Source organism: Chromobacterium sp. Panama (assembly GCF_003052555.1).
Lineage (GTDB): Bacteria > Pseudomonadota > Gammaproteobacteria > Burkholderiales > Chromobacteriaceae > Chromobacterium.
On record NZ_QARX01000001.1, the window covers coordinates 683,825 to 701,241 of the forward strand.

Annotated in this window: 22 protein-coding genes; 10 read left to right on the forward strand and 12 right to left on the reverse strand. The window is 65.1% G+C overall.

Annotated features, from left to right (window positions below; all coding sequences use genetic code 11):
- Positions 1-178 precede the first annotated feature (178 nt).
- The 11 genes from DB032_RS03220 to purM all read right to left on the reverse strand — a co-directional run bounded on the left by DB032_RS03220 (position 179) and on the right by purM (position 9,889).
- On the reverse strand, positions 179-1,423 hold the full coding sequence (locus DB032_RS03220; protein ID WP_107798218.1) for a uracil-xanthine permease family protein: 1,245 nt from the start codon (positions 1,421-1,423) through the stop codon (positions 179-181).
- 4 nt (positions 1,424-1,427) lie between these two features.
- Positions 1,428-1,940, reverse strand: coding sequence for a GNAT family N-acetyltransferase (locus DB032_RS03225; RefSeq protein ID WP_158274227.1), 513 nt, complete (start codon positions 1,938-1,940; stop codon positions 1,428-1,430).
- 74 nt (positions 1,941-2,014) lie between these two features.
- Positions 2,015-2,647 (reverse strand): uracil phosphoribosyltransferase, encoded by a 633-nt coding sequence (gene upp / locus DB032_RS03230; protein WP_107798220.1) that lies wholly within the window; start codon positions 2,645-2,647, stop codon positions 2,015-2,017.
- Between the two features lie 137 nt (positions 2,648-2,784).
- Positions 2,785-3,597 (reverse strand): EAL domain-containing protein, encoded by an 813-nt coding sequence (locus tag DB032_RS03235; protein WP_107798221.1) that lies wholly within the window; start codon positions 3,595-3,597, stop codon positions 2,785-2,787.
- 124 nt (positions 3,598-3,721) lie between these two features.
- The gene (gene grxD, locus DB032_RS03240) at positions 3,722-4,033 is read right to left on the reverse strand and encodes a Grx4 family monothiol glutaredoxin (RefSeq protein ID WP_107798222.1); all 312 of its coding nucleotides are present in this window, start codon (positions 4,031-4,033) and stop codon (positions 3,722-3,724) included.
- A 79-nt stretch (positions 4,034-4,112) separates the two neighbouring features.
- Complete coding sequence (locus tag DB032_RS03245) at positions 4,113-5,495, reverse strand: chloride channel protein (RefSeq protein ID WP_107798223.1); 1,383 nt, start codon at positions 5,493-5,495, stop codon at positions 4,113-4,115.
- A 111-nt stretch (positions 5,496-5,606) separates the two neighbouring features.
- Complete coding sequence (locus DB032_RS03250) at positions 5,607-6,857, reverse strand: RsmB/NOP family class I SAM-dependent RNA methyltransferase (protein ID WP_370445212.1); 1,251 nt, start codon at positions 6,855-6,857, stop codon at positions 5,607-5,609.
- Positions 6,853-8,025: a DUF3108 domain-containing protein gene (locus tag DB032_RS03255; protein ID WP_107798225.1), complete on the reverse strand. Its 1,173-nt coding sequence runs from the start codon at positions 8,023-8,025 to the stop codon at positions 6,853-6,855. Before DB032_RS03255 ends, DB032_RS03250 begins: the two co-directional genes overlap by 5 nt.
- Before the next feature lie 4 nt (positions 8,026-8,029).
- Positions 8,030-8,659, reverse strand: a complete 630-nt coding sequence (gene purN / locus DB032_RS03260; RefSeq protein ID WP_107798226.1) for a phosphoribosylglycinamide formyltransferase — start codon at positions 8,657-8,659, stop codon at positions 8,030-8,032.
- Positions 8,656-8,883: a hypothetical protein gene (locus DB032_RS03265; protein WP_146176566.1), complete on the reverse strand. Its 228-nt coding sequence runs from the start codon at positions 8,881-8,883 to the stop codon at positions 8,656-8,658. The genes purN and DB032_RS03265 overlap by 4 nt, the downstream gene beginning before the upstream one ends.
- The gene (gene purM / locus DB032_RS03270) at positions 8,852-9,889 is read right to left on the reverse strand and encodes a phosphoribosylformylglycinamidine cyclo-ligase (protein WP_107798228.1); all 1,038 of its coding nucleotides are present in this window, start codon (positions 9,887-9,889) and stop codon (positions 8,852-8,854) included. Before purM ends, DB032_RS03265 begins: the two co-directional genes overlap by 32 nt.
- Positions 9,890-9,975: 86 nt before the next feature.
- Between purM and DB032_RS03275 the strand changes: the two genes are divergently transcribed.
- From DB032_RS03275 to DB032_RS03285, 3 genes are read left to right on the forward strand one after another with little or no spacing between them, the layout of a single operon-like run.
- Entirely contained in the window at positions 9,976-11,070 is a 1,095-nt protein-coding gene (locus DB032_RS03275; RefSeq protein WP_107798229.1) for an AI-2E family transporter, read from the forward strand.
- 10 nt (positions 11,071-11,080) lie between these two features.
- The gene (hda, locus tag DB032_RS03280; protein WP_043591991.1) at positions 11,081-11,755 is read left to right on the forward strand and encodes a DnaA regulatory inactivator Hda; all 675 of its coding nucleotides are present in this window, start codon (positions 11,081-11,083) and stop codon (positions 11,753-11,755) included.
- Positions 11,752-12,441, forward strand: a complete 690-nt coding sequence (locus tag DB032_RS03285; RefSeq protein ID WP_107798230.1) for an HAD family phosphatase — start codon at positions 11,752-11,754, stop codon at positions 12,439-12,441. The genes hda and DB032_RS03285 overlap by 4 nt, the downstream gene beginning before the upstream one ends.
- An 89-nt stretch (positions 12,442-12,530) precedes the next feature.
- Here DB032_RS03285 and DB032_RS23500 read toward each other — a convergent pair whose 3' ends face one another.
- Positions 12,531-12,806 carry a hypothetical protein gene (locus DB032_RS23500; RefSeq protein WP_146176567.1) on the reverse strand — a complete coding sequence of 92 codons (276 nt, stop codon included), beginning with the start codon at positions 12,804-12,806 and terminating at the stop codon, positions 12,531-12,533.
- A gap of 22 nt (positions 12,807-12,828) precedes the next feature.
- On the opposite strand from DB032_RS23500, the gene DB032_RS03290 reads away from it, so the two are divergent.
- The 7 genes from DB032_RS03290 (at position 12,829) to DB032_RS03320 (ending at position 17,352) form a co-directional block, all read left to right on the forward strand.
- Positions 12,829-13,443, forward strand: a complete 615-nt coding sequence (locus DB032_RS03290) for a MotA/TolQ/ExbB proton channel family protein (protein WP_107798231.1) — start codon at positions 12,829-12,831, stop codon at positions 13,441-13,443.
- Between the two features lie 2 nt (positions 13,444-13,445).
- The gene (locus DB032_RS03295) at positions 13,446-13,859 is read left to right on the forward strand and encodes a biopolymer transporter ExbD (RefSeq protein WP_107798232.1); all 414 of its coding nucleotides are present in this window, start codon (positions 13,446-13,448) and stop codon (positions 13,857-13,859) included.
- A 4-nt stretch (positions 13,860-13,863) separates the two neighbouring features.
- A complete protein-coding gene (gene lpxK / locus DB032_RS03300; protein WP_107798233.1) occupies positions 13,864-14,886 on the forward strand; it encodes a tetraacyldisaccharide 4'-kinase in 1,023 nt (340 codons plus the stop codon).
- Entirely contained in the window at positions 14,876-15,058 is a 183-nt protein-coding gene (locus DB032_RS03305; protein ID WP_048408720.1) for a Trm112 family protein, read from the forward strand. Before lpxK ends, DB032_RS03305 begins: the two co-directional genes overlap by 11 nt.
- Positions 15,055-15,828: a 3-deoxy-manno-octulosonate cytidylyltransferase gene (kdsB, locus tag DB032_RS03310; RefSeq protein ID WP_107798234.1), complete on the forward strand. Its 774-nt coding sequence runs from the start codon at positions 15,055-15,057 to the stop codon at positions 15,826-15,828. Before DB032_RS03305 ends, kdsB begins: the two co-directional genes overlap by 4 nt.
- 70 nt (positions 15,829-15,898) lie before the next feature.
- The gene (gene adk / locus DB032_RS03315) at positions 15,899-16,555 is read left to right on the forward strand and encodes an adenylate kinase (protein WP_107798235.1); all 657 of its coding nucleotides are present in this window, start codon (positions 15,899-15,901) and stop codon (positions 16,553-16,555) included.
- Positions 16,556-16,734: 179 nt separating this feature from the next.
- Positions 16,735-17,352 (forward strand): hemolysin III family protein, encoded by a 618-nt coding sequence (locus DB032_RS03320; protein WP_019100472.1) that lies wholly within the window; start codon positions 16,735-16,737, stop codon positions 17,350-17,352.
- The last annotated feature ends 65 nt before the right edge of the window (positions 17,353-17,417 follow it).

Here is a 17,417-nt window from a genome sequence, read left to right on the forward strand (position 1 = left end):
CCGGCCGGATAGGCTCAATTGCGTGGGGGTGCTTAGAGCGTGTTTACGATCCCGCGAGCTAAGGCGAGACAAGGCGAAAACGGCTGAGAAAGCGGAATGTACACGTGGTATATGAGCATTTCGAAGGCGTACTCGCCGTGCCACGTCTCTCAACACGCAGCAGATCGTAAACAGCTTCTTACACGTCCTGGCCCTCGACGATGCCGTCATGGCTGGCGGCGCGCTTGGGCAGCAAGAGGTTCAGCACGATGGCCAGCAGCGAGCACAGGCCGACGCCGGCCAGCTCGAAATCCCCCAGCTTCAGACTGAGGCCGCCGATGCCGGAGGTCAGCACCACCGAGATGATCACCAGATTGCGCGGTTCCATCAGGTCCACCTTGGCCTCGATCAGGGTCTTCAGGCCGATGGAGGCGATGGTGCCGAACAAGAGCACCATGATGCCGCCCATCACCGGCAGCGGGATGGACTGCAGCAGCGCGTTGAACTTGCCGAAGAAGGCCATGGCGATGGCGAACAGCGCGGCCCAGGTCATGGTGACCGGGTTGAAGTTGCGGGTGATCATCACCGCGCCGGTGACTTCGGCGTAGGTGGTGACCGGCGGGCCGCCGATCAGGCCGGCCACGCAGACGCCCAGGCCGTCGCCGGACAGGGTGCGGTGCAGACCGGGCGACTTGGTGTAGTCCTTGCCGGTGACGCCGCCTATCGCCATCACGCCGCCGATGTGCTCGATGGCCGGCGCAATCGCCACCGGCAGCATGAACAGCGCGGCGGCCCAATTGACTTCTGGGCTGTGGAAGGCGGGCATCGCGAACCACGGCGCGGCGGCCAGCTTGGCGAAATCCACCACGCCGAGCAGGGCGGCGGCGATGTAGCCGACGATGACGCCGGCCAGAATGGGCACCAGCTTGAACAGGCCGCGCGCGTAGATGGACACGATGACGGTGGTGGCCAGCGAGATCGCCGCCAGCAGCATGGACACCGCGTAAGGCGTCACCTGCTTGCCGCCGGCGACGCCCATCGCCATGCCGGAGGCCGCGGAGGCCACCGACAGGCCGATGATCATGATCACCGGGCCGATCACCACCGGGGGCAGCAGCCGGTTGACGAAGGCCATGCCGCGCCAGCGGACCACGGCGGAAAACAGGAAGTACATGAAGCCGGCGCAGAACAGGCCGAACTGCGTCGCGCCCTGGCCCCAGGTGTGCATGGAATAAATGATGGGGCCGATGAAGGCGAAGGAGGAGCCGAGGAAGATCGGCACCTGGCGCCCGGTGTACAGCTGGAACAGCAGGGTGCCGACGCCGGCGCCCAGCAGCGCCATCGCCGGATTGAGGCCGGTCAGCAGCGGCACCAGCACCAGCGCGCCGAAGGCGACGAACAGGATCTGGGCGCCGGACACGGCCAGCTTGAGTTGTTGGAACATGGTTTTAACCTTTTGGCTCGTCTTGGTCTGAATGGGGGGCGGGGGCCTGGTCCAGCCGCTTGCCCAGAATGCGCGACTGCGGTTCCAGGCCGCGACGCAGGTAGAAATTCAGCGCGGCCTGATTGAAGTCCTTCACCTCCAGGCGGATCTCGTCGGCCGAATGCCGCCGCGCCCAGTCTTCGGCCGCCGCCAGCAGCGCGCTGCCTTGGCCTTGCCCGCGCTCAGCCGCCGTCACCACCAGGGTGGTGACGCGGCAGATGCGGCGCGGCCGCAGGAAGGGCAGGGTGAGTTCCAGCAGGGACAGGGCGATGAAAGCGCTGACCTCTCCGCCGGATTCCGCCAGCAGTAGCGCGCCGCCGGGCGCGTCCAGCAGGCCGGCCCAGAACGCGCGGTCGCGGTCGGCGGCGCCGTTGGCGGCGAAGATGTGCGGCAGCGCGCGATGGTGCTGCAGGTTGATCTCGTCGGCCAGGCGGCAGATCGCCGCGAGGTCGCTTGCGGCAGCGGGACGTATTTTCATGCTTGGGGCCGGGCTGGGCGCGCAAAAAAGCGCCGCTTCCGGAGTGGGAGCAGCGGCGCTGGACGGGCTCATGATCAGGCTTGCTTGGTGCCGAAGATCTTGTCGCCGGCGTCGCCCAGGCCGGGGATGATGTAGCCGTGCTCGTTCAGGTGGCTGTCGAGCGAGGCGGCGTAGATCTGCACGTCCGGGTGGGCGTCGTTGACGATCTTCACGCCTTCGGGCGCGGCCACCATCACCACGGCCTTGATCTGTCTGCAGCCGTTGCGCTTGAGCAGGTCTATGGTGGCGACCAGGGAGCCGCCGGTGGCCAGCATCGGGTCGATGATGATGGCGATGCGCTCGTCCAGATTGCCGACGAACTTCTCGAAATAGGACACCGGTTCCAGCGTTTCTTCGTTGCGGGCCAGGCCGACCACGCTGATCTTGGCCGAGGGCACCAGGTCCAGCACGCCGTCCAGCATGCCGATGCCGGCGCGCAGGATGGGCACCACGGTGACCTTCTTGCCCTTGATCTGCTGGACGTCGATCTTGCCGCACCAGCCGTCTATGGTGACGTTTTCCAGTTCGAAGTCGCGGGTGGCTTCATAGGCGAGCAGACGCGCCAGCTCTTGGGTCAGCTGACGGAATTTCATGGTGCTGGTGTCGGCTTCGCGCAGCAGGCCGAGCTTGTGTTGCACCAGCGGATGCTGGACGACGGTGATGTTCATGAGACGTTCCCATACCTTGGCAAAGAGCTGCTTTCGGCGCGGGCGCGCCAAAAGCAGCTCTTGGTATTAATTATGAAGCCGGCAGCCTTCGATGATCCCGGGCTGCCGGTGCGGGGTATTTGGTATGGGGCGGTATTTTACCCCTTTTCCCATTCCGAAATCCACTGCAAGAATTCGGCGGCGGCCCGCGGCGGGCTGCAGATATAGCCTTGCACCGCGTCGCAGCCCAGCTCGGCCAGCGTGGCCAAGTCGGCGCTGTCCTCCACGCCGATGGCCACCGTGGTGAGGCCGGAGGCCTTGGCCAGGCCGATGTCTTCGCGCAGGATGGCTTGCAGATGCTGATTGGAGCTGACGCCCTGCACGAAGGCGCGGTCCACTTTCAGCAGGCTGAAATGGCTGATCAACAGCTTGTCGGTCAGGGTGACGCCGATGCCGAACTCGTCTATGCCGATGCCGAAGCCGGCGGCGCGCAACTGGGACAGCTGCGCGTCGGCCTTCTGCCAGTGCTGGCGCAGCGTGGATTCGGAGAATTCCAGCGTCAGCTTGGCCGGCTCCAGGCCCAGGATGCGCACTTTCTGCAGCAATTGCTCGCACAGGCTTTCATCGTCCAGCGACATCGAGGTCAGGTTGATGGTGACCGGAATGTCGTGGCCGCGCTCCTGCCAGTCGCTGCAGGCGTACAGCGATTTTTCCAGGATCAGTTCGGTGAGTTCGCGAATCATGCCGCGCTCTTCCATCGCCGGTACGAAGCTGACCGGGGACAGCACGCCAAGCGCCGGGTGCTGCCAGCGCGCCAGCGCCTCGGCGGCGATCACCTTGCGGCTGGAGATTTCGACTATCGGCTGAAACCAGGGAATGAGCTGATCGTTGACCAAGGCGCGCCAGATCTCTTCGATGGGCATGGCGCTGGCGGGGCTGAGGGCGGCTTTGGTTTCCTGATGTGTCGGCATGGGGCGATTTGGGTCGGGCAAGCGGATGTCACCCTGATTGTATGACATGGCGGGTGTTTTCGAAACGCTAAATTCCGCTTCAAAAACAAAGGTCCCGGCCATGGCCGGGACCTGGGAGAGGCGCTTACAGGTCTTTCAGCAGCTCTTGCAATTCACCGTTTTGGAACATTTCATACATGATGTCGGAGCCGCCGACGAACTCGCCTTTGACGTAGAGCTGCGGAATGGTCGGCCAGTTGGAGAAGTCCTTGATGCCCTGGCGGATGTCGGCGTCTTGCAGCACGTCCACGGTCGCGAACTGTTCAAGGCCACAGGCCTTGAGGATTTGCACCGCGCGGGAGGAGAAGCCGCATTGCGGGAATTGGGCCGAGCCCTTCATGAACAGCACTACCGGGTTGTCGGTCACGGTTTGCTGGATGGTTTGTTGCGCGCTCATTCAGTGGTCCTTGCTTGGATCGTCAATGTGGCTGCGGGGCCGCCTGCGGCGAAATACCCGAGCGTTTCAATGGGTTATTTTACTTTTCGGCCGCCCGCGGGTCAATTTGCTTCGCAGCGGGCGCCGCCTGCGCGGCGTGCCATTGCCGCAGGAAGATGTGCACCTGGCCGTCGTAGAGCGCGCGGCGGGTAATCAGCCGCGACACATTGGACGCCAGCAGCGCGGTGGCCATCAAGGGGATGATCATCGCCGAGGAGTCGGTCATCTCCATCACGATGATGAAGCCGGTCATCGGCGCGCGGGTCATGCCGGCGAAGAAGCCCACCATGCCCAAGAGCACGATCAGGGTCTGCGGCAGGAAGGGCAGCAGATTGGCCATGTTCAGGCCGAAGCCGGCGCCCACCGCCAGCGACGGCGCGAACATGCCGCCGGGCACCGCGCTGATGAAGCTGATGAACATGCTGAGCAGTTTGAGCAGGCCGTAGCCCTGCATGCCGGCGCCGCTGCCCTCGATGATTTCGCGGGCGCGGAAATAGCCGGTGCCGAAGGTGACGCCGTCGCTGGCGATGCCGATCACCGCCAGCGCCAGACCGCAGCCGGCGGCGAACAGCACCGGTTTTTGCAGCCGCCACCCGTGCAGCGGGCCGGGCAGGCGCTGGGTCAGCGCCAGCATGATGCGGCAGCAGACGCCACCGAGCAGGCCGCCGATGATGCCGCAGACCGGGATGGCCAGCCAGGACTGCTCCAGTTCCATATTCACCGACACCATGCCGAAATAGCTGTAATTGCCGAGGATGGCGGTGGCGGTCAGGCCGGAGACGATCACGGACAGCAGGATGGTGGAACTGGCGCGCAAATCGAAGGTGCGGCCCATTTCCTCGATGGCGAACACGATGCCGGCCAGCGGCGCGTTGAAGGCGGCGGCCACGCCGGCGGCGCCGCCGGCCAGGATGAAGCTGCGCGCCGCGCCCTCGTGGCGCAGCGCCGCGTGGCGGTTCAGCGAGTATTTGATGGCCGCGCCCACCTGCACGATGGGGCCTTCATAGCCGAAGGTGGCGCCGGAGCTGATGCCGATCAGGGTCAGCAGCATTTTGCCGATGGCGGCGCGTATGGTCAGGATGCGCTCGCGCAGCGCCTGCATGCCGCCTTCCAGCGCGGCGATGGACTGCGGGATGCCGCCGCCGGCGGAGCCGGGAAAGTAATGGCGCATCAGCCAGATGGCCAGGGCGAGGCCGGCCGGAGTGATCAGCAGGCTCCAGTACGGCGAGTTGTCGTAGATGCGGGTGAAGATGGCGTGCGACAGATGGCTGCCGTTGGCGAAGACGCTGGCCATCAGGCCAATCAGAATGGCGGCGGTCCAGATCGGGATGTGGCGGCGCCACAGGACTGCGGACAAGTAGAGGTAACGCAGGCGGCGCTGGACGCGGCTGCGGACTTGTCTGGCAGTGGGGGTGTCTGGCATGGAGCCGGCCTTTGCGAATGAATATGTGAGATTTTTCTAATATTCAATGGTAAGGCGTATTGCCCGGAATGACAAACCCCGGCCGCATCAAGGGCCGGGGTTTGAGCATGCTCAGGCGTTTTTTTCCAGCACCGCGGCGAAGAAGCCGTCGGTATTGTGCAACTGCGGTTTCAGTTCCAGATAATCGCCCATTTGCAGCGAGATCTTCTGCTCCGCCAGCACCTCGTCCATTTTCACCAGCTTGAACTCGGGGTGATCGGCCAGGAAGGCGGCGACGATGTCCTGATTCTCCTGCGGCAACAGGCTGCAGGTGGCGTAGACCAGGCGGCCGCCGGCGCGCACCAGGCGGGCGGCGGAGGCCAGGATGGACGCCTGTTTGGCGTTCAGCTCGGCCACGCTCTCCGGGCTCTGGCGGAATTTCAGGTCCGGATTGCGGCGCAGCGTGCCCAGGCCGGAGCAGGGCGCGTCCACCAGCACGCGGTCGGCCTTGCCGGCCAGGCGCTTGACCTTGGTGTCGTTTTCCGAGGCCAGCAGCTGCGGATGGACATTGGACAGGCCGGAACGCGCCTGGCGCGGTTTCAGCTTGGCCAAGCGCTTTTCCGAAACGTCGAAGGCGTACAAGCGGCCGCTGGAGGCCATTTGCGCGCCCAACAGCAGGGTCTTGCCGCCGGCGCCGGCGCAGAAGTCGACGACCATTTCGCCGCGGCGCGCGCCGGTGATCAGGCCCAGCAGCTGGCTGCCCTCGTCCTGCACCTCGAACACGCCGGCCTTGAACAGCTCGTGCTTGGCCAGCGAGGGCTTGGTTTTGAGACGGATGCCCAGCGGAGAGTAGGGCGTGGCTTCGCACTCGAGGCCGTCGGCTTGCAGCCGGCCCAGCAATTCGTCGCGCTTCATCTTCATGGTGTTGACGCGCAGATCCAGCGGCGCGCCTTCGGCCAGGCCCTTGCCCAGCGCGATCACCTGTTCCGGCGTCTGTTCGCCCAGGCGCTCGATCACCCACTGCGGCAGTTCGGCGTCCACTTCCAGGCTGGCCGGCAGCGCCTTGCCCTTGATTTGGCCCAGCCATTCCTTTTCGCCGGCGCTGGCGGCGTCGCCCAGCTCCTTGACGTTGAGTCTGTGGATTTTCAGCAGGGCCACCAGGGCCAGCCGGCGCGGGGTGGCCTTGTCCGGCGCGATCAGCGCGCGCAGCTGCAAGAGGCGGCGCAGCGCGCCGAAGGCGGTTTCGGCGATGATGTGGCGGTCGTTGGCGCCCAGTTTGCTGTGTTCGCGGAAATAGGCCGACAGCACCGCGTCGGCTGGGCGGTCGAAGCGGATCATCTGGCCGATGACGGTTTCGATATGTTTCAGTTGATGGTGATTAATAGTCATTCTTGTGTTTTCTCGTGGGTTGCGGCGGCAGCTTCCATTGCGGCGCGCCGTTCACGTCGATGCGGACGGCTCTGAGGTCGATCCGCTTGTCCTTGTCGATGCGCTGGATGCGCACCGGCAGATTGGAGAATTCCGGCGCCAGCCAGAATTCATTAATGTCGCCGTCGCCCTGGGCGCGGAACACGATGACCCGGATCTTGCCCGCGCCGGTGTCGTAGTCAGCCTCGCCGCTGGGGCGCATCGGGTATTCGTACACTTTCTTGCCGGTGGTGATCTGGATCGCTTCCGGTCCCAGTTCGCCGCCTTTCAGACCCAGCTGGAAAGCCAGACTGAACACATCCTGGGCGCCGGGCTTCAAGTCCAGCAGCTTGTCGCCCTGATCTCCATAACGCAGCTGACCCGCATTGTAGTCGAAATGCGCGGACTCTTTGCTTTGGCCGCCGCGCCAGGCTTGCAGACTGTCCGGCAGCAAGCCCGCCTTGTTTTTGAAACGGCCTTCGGAAAGGTAACGCAGCTTGGGACCGATAAACGGATTGGCGTTGATCTCCAAGCGGTAGCCGCCGTCGCCGCGGCCCCATTCCAGCGTGCCGGTGCCCAGCATCGCCGAGCCGTAGAATACCTGGTAGCCCAGCGTGGCCTGGCGCGGAAAGCCGCGCAGCTTGCTCTTGGGATGGAGGTAGCCGTCGTCGGCTGCGGCGGTTTCGGCCGCCGGCGCGCTGGCCTCGTCCTTGTCGTTCGCCGCCACATTATCGGCGACCGGCGCCGACGAGGCGAGTTTGTTCTCCGCGTCGGGCATGGAGGCGTCGGGCTTGGCCTCCGCCAGCGGCGCGCTGCCGGCGTTCTTGTTTGGCCGCACCTGGGCGGCCATCGGTTCCGACGCCGCCCGCGGCGCCGACGCCTCTGTCTTCTTGGCGGCGGGCTTGGGCTTGGCCGGCGCCGGTTTGGGCGCGGCCGGCCGCAATTGGGCGACCGCGCCTTGCAGCGCCGGCTTGGCCGCCGGCTCATCGGCGTCCAGCGCCTGCATCTTGACGCTGATGCTGCGCAAGTCCTGATCCGGGGGCAGTTCCAAAGCCGCTTCCGGCAGCAGGCCGGAGCCCAGCACGCCCAGATGCAGGGCGAGCGACAGGGCCAGGGCCAGCAGGATCAGGCGACGGCTTTTCATGGGTTCAGGGCGCGGGCGCCATCAGGCTGCCGGCAAGCGCGGCGCGGCTGGCGATCTTGCCGGCGACGATGTTCAGCTCGCCGGCGACGAAGCGGCGCACCGCGGCCGGGTAGAGTTGGTGTTCCAGTTGCAGCACGCGTTCGGCCAGCGTGTCGGCGCTATCGCCGTCCAGCACTTCCACCACGCCCTGGGCGACGATGGGGCCGTGGTCCAGCTCGGCGGTGACGAAGTGCACGGTGCAGCCGGCCACCTTGCAGCCCATTTCCAGCGCGCGCTGGTGGGTGTTGAGGCCGGTGAAGGCCGGCAGCAGCGAGGGGTGCACGTTCAGCATGCGGCCTTCGTAGCGGCGGGTGAAGCCGGCGCTGAGGATGCGCATGAAGCCGGCCAGCACCACCAGGTCCGGCTGGTGGCCGTCTATCAGCTGCGCCAGCGCGGCGTCGAAGTCTTCGCGGCTGGCGAAGGCTTTATGGTCCAGCGCCGCGGTGGCGATGCCGCGCTCGGCCGCCCAGGCGAGGCCGGCTGCGTCGGGTCGGTTGGAGATCACCGCGGCGATGCGCGCGCCGGCGATCTTGGCGTCGACGATGGCCTGCATATTGGAGCCGCGGCCTGAAATCAGGATGACGATATTCTTCATGATGGAATCGACGGAGACTTTGCCAGATAGTGTTCCCAGTCGGCGGCATCGGTGATGCAGCGCAACTCTTGTTCGTGCCAGCCGCCGCCCAGGTCCAGGCAGCGATCGAGGTCGGCCAGGATGGCGGCCTCGCGATAAATGACAAACGCCGCCAGCAGGGCCAGCGGCGCCAGTAGCATCCAACGCAGCGCTTTAGGCGATCTGAGTTTGATGTTCGTCTCCATTGCGGGCGCGCACCGCGCCGATCCGGTATGCGGTCTCGCCTTCGGCCTGCAGCAGGGCGACGGCCTGTTCCGCCTGTTCCGCCGCCACGATCACCACCATGCCGATGCCGCAGTTGAAGGTCCGGTACATTTCCTGGCTATCGACCTTGCCTTCCTGTTGCAGCCACTGGAACAGTTTGGGCTGCGGCCAGGCCGCGGCGTCGATCTGGGCGACGACATGTTCCGGCAGCACGCGCGGCGTGTTCTCGGTGATGCCGCCGCCGGTGATGTGGGCCATGCCTTTGACCGGCAGCGCCTGCATCAGCTTGAGCAGAGGCTTCACATAGATGCGGGTGGGGGCGATGATGGCGTCGCGCAGGCTGCGGCCGTCCTCGAACGGCGCGTCCAGGTCCGGCTGGGCGCGGTCGATGATCTTGCGCACCAGCGAGTAGCCGTTGGAGTGCACGCCGTTGGATTTCAGGCCCAGCACCACGTCGCCCGGGGCGATGTCGCGGCCGCTGATCACGGCGCTCTTCTCCACCACGCCGACGGCGAAGCCCGCCAGATCGTATTCGCCTGTCGGGTACATGCCGGGCATTTCCGCGGTCTCGCCGCCGATCAGCGCGCAGCCGGCCTGTTCGCAACCGGCGGCGATGCCCTTGATCACGTCGGTGGCTTGGGGCACGTCCAGTTTGCCGCAGGCGAAATAGTCGAGGAAGAACAGCGGTTCCGCTCCTTGCACCAGGATGTCGTTGACGCTCATTGCCACCAGGTCGATGCCCACGGTATCGTGACGATTCCAGTCGAAGGCCAGTTTCAGCTTGGTGCCGACGCCGTCGGTGCCGGAAACCAGCACCGGTTCCTTGTATTTCTTGGAAATCTCCACCAGTGCGCCGAAACCGCCGATGCCGCCGATCACCTCCGGGCGCATGGTGCGCTTGGCATAAGGCTTGATGTTCTCGACCAGCGCGTCGCCGGCATCAATGTCGACGCCGGCATCACGGTAACTGAGGGAAGTGGTGTTCAAGGTAAACTCGCTTTCTGCAAATCTTGAAGTATTTTTACATCAAGCTTTCGCCGACGCGAAAGCAGCACATTTTAACTGAAGTCGCGATGAAACGCTCCCAAAACCGTCTGATTCCCTGGGTCATCGGCGCAACAGCCCTGCTGTTCGCCGGCTGGCTGTTGCAGCAGTTGGCGGCCGCGCTGACGCCGTTCGCGGTGGCCGCGGTGCTGGCCTATGTGCTCAATCCCGCGATGCGCTATCTGGCCGGCAAAGGCCTGCCGCGGCCGCTGGCCGCCGGCTTGGTGACGCTGGCCGGCATGGCCGCCACCTTCGCCTTGCTGCTGGTGGTGGCGCCCATGCTGTTCAAGCAGACCCAGGGCCTGATCGACCGCCTGCCGGTCTTGGTGGATTTCGCCCAGGGCCGGGTGCTGCCCTGGCTGCGCGCCGAGTTCGCCATCCAGCTGGAGCTGGACGCCGCCGGCTGGAAGCGGGTGCTGGCCGCCAACGCCGGCGCCTTGAAGAGCGCGCTGTCGGCGGTGGCCCTGCGCGCCACCCAGAGCGGTTTCATGCTGGCCGGCCTGTTGTTCAATCTCTTGTTGCTGCCGGTGCTGCTGTTTTATTTCCTGCAGGACGGGCCGCGGATGGCGGCGACGCTGGCCACGCTGGTGCCGCGGCGCTGGGCGGACGAGGTGACGGCCCTGGCGCGGGAGCTGGATAGGGTGCTGGGCGAATTCCTGCGCGGCCAGCTGTCGGTGATGCTGATCATGGCGGTGATCTTCGCGTCCAGCCTGGCCTTGCTGGGCCTGGAGTCCGGCATCGCCATCGGCGTGGTGGCCGGCCTGCTGGTGTTCATTCCCTATCTGGGCACTTTTCTCGGTTTCGCGCTGGCGGGCCTGGCCGCCGCGCTGCAGTTCGATTCCGCCGGCGAGGTGCTGCTGGTGCTGGGCGTGTTCGGCGCCGGACAATTGCTGGAAAGCCTGCTGATCACGCCTTGGTTGGTGGGCGAGCGCATCGGCCTGTCGCCGGTGGCGGTGATCTTTTCCCTGCTCGCCTTCGGGCAGTTATTGGGCTTCGCCGGCCTGCTGCTGGCCTTGCCGATGGCGGCCGCCACCTTGGTGATCTGCCGCTTTCTGGCGCGCGCTTATTTCAACACACGCTTTTATCAGCGTAAAATCAGGAATAGACATCAAAACCTAGTTTGATCGCCTTCACTTGGACCAGTTAATACTTGATTTGACGCCCACCCCCTTGCCGGCCTTCGACAATTTCCTGGCCGAACGCAACCGCGAGGTGATTACCGCGCTGACGGCCGAGGCCGGCGAGCGCTTCATCTATCTGTGGGGCGAGCCCGGCTGCGGCAAGACGCATCTGTTGCAGGCCTGGATCGCCCACGCCGAGCGGCTGGGGCGCGCCTCCATCTATCTGGACGGCAAGACCGAGCATCTGCCGGACTTCGCGCGCGAAGCCAGCTTCATCGCCGTCGACCATGTCGACGACCTGGCGCCGGACGACCAGATCACTCTGTTTTCCTTCTACAACTCGCTGAAAGAGAGCGGGGAGTCGCGGCTGTTGATGGCCGGCCGCCAGCCGCCGATGGCCTTGGCGGTGCGCGACGATCTGCGCACCCGCCTGGGCTGGGGCCTGGTGTTCGAAGTCAAGGCGCTGTCGGACGAGGACAAGCTGGCCGCCTTGCGCAGCCACGCCGCCAGCCGCCAGCTGTCGATTCCGGACGATGTCTACCGCTACCTGCTGACCCATTGGCGGCGCGACCTGTCCAGCCTGATCGGCATGATTGACATATTGGACCGCTATTCTCTGGCCATGAGGCGGCCGATCACCGTGCCGCTGGTGAAAAACGTTTTGCAAACCGCAAGCCCGGAACCATGACCGACACTTCTGCATTGCGCAATCTGGCGCTGTTCGACCTAGACCACACCCTGATCGCCGGCGATTCCGATTTCGAATGGCCGCGCTTCCTGATCCAGCGCGGCATTCTGGAGCAGGCGCATTACGACGAGCGCAACAATTATTTCTACCGGCAGTATCAGCAGGGCACGCTGGACATCCACGAATACCTGGTGTTCGCGCTGGAGCCCTTGAAGCGTTTCAGCCGCGCCGAACTGGACGCCTTGCATGCGGACTACCTGGAACAACACATCAAGCCCATCATCACCCGCAAGGCGCGCGATTTGCTGGCCGCGCACGCGGCCCAGGGCGACGAGATCATCATCATCACCGCCACCAACCGCTTCATTACCGGGCCTATCGCCCGCGAGCTGGGCGTGGAGCATCTGATCGCCATCGAGCTGGAGGAAGACGAGCAGGGCCGCTTCACCGGCCGCGTCAGCGGCGTGCCCAGCTTTCAGCAGGGCAAGATCACCCGTTTGCAGCAGTGGCTGGACGAGCGCGGCCTGAGCATGGACAGCTACGGCCAGAGCTTTTTCTACAGCGACTCGCACAACGATCTGCCCTTGCTGAAGCTGGTGGATCATCCAGTGGCGGTGGACCCGGACGACACCCTGCGCGCCCACGCCGAGCAAGAGGGCTGGCGGGTGATTTCGCTGCGCGATTGAGGCGCGGCAATTATCCACAGCGGCGGCTGAATAACCTTGTGGATAACTGTGTGGATCGCTTGCCAGGGCTTGGCTTTTGCTGGCAAAGGTTAAAAAAGCGGCAGCCTCCAATCATGGCGCGGATCTTGATAGTCTGGGTTGAAAGCCTTGCCTGGCGCGGCTTTCGCCGGCTTGAGTTTCGAGCGGCGCCGATGAAATGGGGCCGGCATTCGAAAGCCTTTATAAAAGATGGGTTTAGACGGCTTTGTTGACAACTCTGCGTAGTTTTCGCCGCTAAGCGCCTGTTTGAGGGCGCGGCGGCGGCGGCGCGTAGCGGAGCCGGTTGCTGAACCGGCATGGATGCCGCTAAAGTTCAGCGTTTGCAATCGTTTTTCGGAGAGCCTCCTCGTGTGGTCAATCATTGAAGCGGCCGGCTGGCCGATCTGGACCATCATCGCCGCCTCGGTCGTGTCGCTGGCGATTATCTTTGAACGCTTGTTCAGCCTGAGGAAGAGCAGCGTGGCGCCGGAGGGCCTGCTGGGGCAGGCTCTGCAGGAGTACCGCCGCGCCGGCGCCAGCGAGGAGCTGTTGCGCAAGCTGCAGGAGCATTCGCCGCTGGGCCGCCTGTTCTGCGCCGGCCTGCGCAATGTCGGCGGCAATCGCGAAGTGATGAAGGAAGCGATCGAGGACGAGGGCCGTGTGGTGGCGCATCAACTGGAGCGCTTGCTGACCACGCTGGGCACCATCGCCGCGATGGCGCCCTTGCTGGGCCTGCTGGGCACGGTGATCGGCATGATCGAGATCTTCGGTTCGCAGTCGCCGGCGGGCAACAACCCGCAAGCATTGGCGCACGGCATTTCCATCGCGCTGTACAACACCGCCTTCGGCCTGATCGTCGCCATTCCCAGCATGATGTTCTATCGCCATTTCCGCTCCAAGGTGGACGGCCTGCTGGTGGAGATGGAGTCCCAAGCGGTCAAGCTGGTGGAAGTGCTGCACGGCGAGCGTAAAAACGGGGGTTGAGCATGAATTTCCGCCGAGGCCGCAGCCGCGAAGAGCCCGAGATCAACTTCATTCCCCTGATCGACGTGCTGCTGGTGATCCTGATCTTCCTGATGGTCACCACCACTTATTCCAAGTTCGCCGAACTCAAGATCAATCTGCCGGCCGCCCAGGGCGAGCAGGCCAAGACCAAGTCGTCGGAAATCACCGTGGCGGTGGCCGCCAACGGCGAAATGGCGGTGGGCGAGGCCAAGCTGGCCGCCGGCGACAAGGCGGCGCTGTTGAGCAAGCTGAAGGACGACGCCGCGGGCAAGAGCGATGTGATCGTCATCGTCAACGCCGACGCCAAGGCCACCCATCAATCGGTGGTGACGGTGATGGAGGCGGCGCGCGAGGCCGGTCTGAATCAGCTGACCTTCGCCACTCGTTCGCAGTAGCCGCATGCATTGGATAGAACGGCAATGGTATCGGCCGCGCTGGTGGCTGACGGCCCTTCTGGCTCCGCTGGAAGGGCTGTTTGCCCTGTCGGCGGCGACCAGGCGGCTGGCTTACCGCCGCGGCTGGCTGCGCGCGGAGCGCCTGGCCGCGCCGGTGGCGGTGATCGGCAACATCAATGTGGGCGGCGTCGGCAAGACGCCGCTGACCCTGGCCCTGTTGCGCGATTTGCAACAAGGCGGCGTCAAGGCGGGGGTGATCAGCCGCGGTTACGGCGGCAGCCACCGCCAGCCCACGCTGGTGCGGCCGGACAGCTCGCCGGAAGAAGTGGGCGACGAGCCGCTCTTGCTGGCCGCCGCCGGCGCGCCGGTGGTGGTGGGGCGCGACCGGGTCGCCGCCGGCCGTCATTTGCTGGCGCTGCATCCCGATTTGGAATTGATACTGACCGACGACGGTCTGCAGCATTACCGCTTAAGCCGCGATCTGGAGATCGTGGTGCTGGACGGCGCGCGCGGCGGCGGCAATGGGCGGCTGCTGCCGGCCGGTCCGCTGCGCGAGCCGTGGTCTAGGCTGCGCTCCGTCGGCGCGGTGGTGATCAACGGCGGGGACGCCGCCGGCCTGGCCTTGCCGGCCGGGCCGCGGCGTTTTGCCATGCGTTTGCGTCCGGCCGCGCTGCAGCGGCTGGACCGGCCCGAGGAGACGAGGGCGGCGGCGGATTTCGCCGGGCTGAGGCTGGCGGCGATGGCCGGCATCGGCCACCCGCAGCGCTTCTTCGACACGCTGGCCGGCCTGGGCCTGCGGCCTGAGCTTTGCCTGGCCTGGCCCGACCATCATCAATTCGCCGCGGCGGACCTGCCGGCCGACATGGACGCGGTGATCGTCACCAGCAAGGACGCGGTCAAGCTGCGGCGGGTGATTCATGATGCAGCGCAGCGTGCTAGACTATGGGTTTTGCCGGTTCAGGCGGAGTTGGAGCCTGATCTGAGCGCTTGGATTCTGGATCGACTGAAGATAAAACATGGACGCTAAATTCCTGGATATTCTGGTGTGCCCGCTGTGCAAGGGCCCGCTGGTTTTCGACAAGGCCAAGCAGGAACTGGTCTGCAAGGGCGACCGACTGGCTTACCCGATCAAGGACGGCATCCCGATGATGCTGGAAGCCGAAGCCCGCGAGCTGGCGCCGGAAGAAGAAATAAAATGAGCCGCGGCTTTTGCGTGGTGATCCCGGCGCGTCTGGCGTCCAGCCGCTTGCCGGGCAAGCCGCTGGCCGATCTCGCCGGCAAGCCCATGGTGGCGCGGGTCGCCGAGCAGGCGGCCAAGAGCGGCGCGACGCGAGTGATCGTGGCCACCGACCACGCCGATGTGCTGGACGCCTGTCGCGCTCACGGCGTCGAGGCGTTGATGACGCGCGCCGACCACGCCAGCGGCACGGACCGGCTGGCCGAAGTGGCGCAGGCCTTGAACCTGGCCGACGATGAGATCGTGGTCAATGTCCAGGGCGACGAGCCGCTGATCGATCCGGCGCTGATCGATCAGCTGGCGGCGCTCCTGGCCGCCGGCGACGCGCCGGTGGCGACGCTGGCGCATCCGTTTCACGACGCCGCCGACATGTTCAATCCCAATGTGGTCAAGACGGTGCTGGACCACGCCGGCCGCGCATTGTATTTCAGCCGCGCGCCGATTCCCTATGCCCGCGACGCCTTCGCACAGGATGTGAGCGCGCTGCCCGCGGACCTACCGGTGCTGCGGCATATCGGCATGTACGCCTATCAGGCGGGTTTTCTGAAGACCTATAACCGTTTGGAACCGGCGCCGCTGGAGCGTTTCGAAGCGCTGGAGCAGTTGCGGGTGTTGTGGCACGGCTTCGCCATCAAGGTGGCGGTGGTCGAGTCCGCGCCGCCGGCCGGCGTGGACACGCCGGAGGACCTGGAGCGGGTGCGCCGCTTGCTGGGCGCCGGACGGAACTCATAAGCCGGGCCGCGTCGGCGCGGCCCGGATTTCGATATCAAATCATCTTATTCAAATTGACGGAGCGATCTTCATGCGACTGATCCTGTTGGGGGCGCCTGGCGCCGGCAAAGGCACCCAGGCCAATTTCATCAAGGAAAAATTCGGCATCCCGCAAATCTCCACCGGCGACATGCTGCGCGCCGCGGTCAAGGCCGGCACGCCGCTGGGCCTGGAAGCCAAGGCGATCATGGACGCCGGCGGCCTGGTGCGCGACGACATCATCATCGGCCTGGTCAAGGAGCGCATCGCCGACGCGGATTGCGCCAACGGTTTCCTGTTCGACGGCTTCCCGCGCACCATTCCGCAAGCCGAGGCGATGATCGCCGCCGGCGTGGACATCGATTACGTGGTGGAGATCGACGTGCCGGACGCGGCCATCGTCGAGCGCATGGCCGGCCGCCGCGTGCATATGGCCTCCGGCCGCACCTACCACATCAGCTTCAATCCGCCGAAAGTGGCCGGCAAGGACGATGTGACCGGCGAAGAGCTGGTCCAGCGCGACGACGACCGCGAAGAAACCGTGAAGAAGCGTTTGTCGGTTTACCACGAACAGACTGCGGTGCTGGTGGGCTTCTACGGCGAGCGCGCCGCCAGCGGCGACGCCAAGGCGCCGAAATACGTCAAGATCGACGGCACCCGCGCGGTGGAAGTGGTGCGCGACGAGGTGCTGAAGGCGCTGGGCGCCTGAGAACCTGTTCCGGGTTCTCCAAGAAGACAAGCGGGCCCTGGCCCGCTTTTCTTTTGACGTGTAGAGAAAGGGCTGGCGCGGCGGCGGCAACAGGCGGACAATTGAACCCGGAGCCCGTGAGCGGCTCCAAAAGTTTTTGTGCGTCAAGCCGGCGCGATGCCGGCGCAAGGATAATACCTATGTATCACGGGGAACGTTTCAACGGGATTTCCCATTTGATCGGCACTTTGCTGGCCATTACCGGCCTGGTGGTGCTGGTGACCATGGCCGCGCGCGAGGGCGACCCCTGGAAGGTGGTCAGCTTCAGCCTGTACGGTGCCACGCTGGTGGCCTTGTATCTGATTTCCACGCTGTATCACAGCTTCCGCGGCCGCGCCAAGGCGGTGCTGCAGAAGTGCGACCATTCGGCGATCTATCTGCTGATCGCCGGCAGCTACACGCCGTTCGCGCTGGTGACTTTGCGCGGCGCCTGGGGCTGGAGCCTGTTCGGCGTCAGCTGGGGCCTGGCAGTGTTCGGCATCATCCAGGAACTGACCCTGGGCCGGCGCACCCGTTTGCTGTCGATGATTCTTTACGTGGTGATGGGCTGGCTGGTGCTGGTGGCCTTGCCGCCCTTGATCGAGTCCTTGCCCAGCGGCGGCCTGTTCTGGCTGGCCTTGGGCGGGATTCTGTACAGCGTCGGCATCTATTGGTTTCTCAACGACGAGAAAATCCGCCACGGCCACGGCATCTGGCATTTGTTCGTGCTGGGCGGCAGCGTCTGCCAGTTTGTCAGCGTCTTGTTCTACGTGGCCTGAGCCGAGGCTTGAAGTCCTCCGCGCCGCGGCGGGACGAAGAAGAAGGGCGAAACCAGCGCAAACGC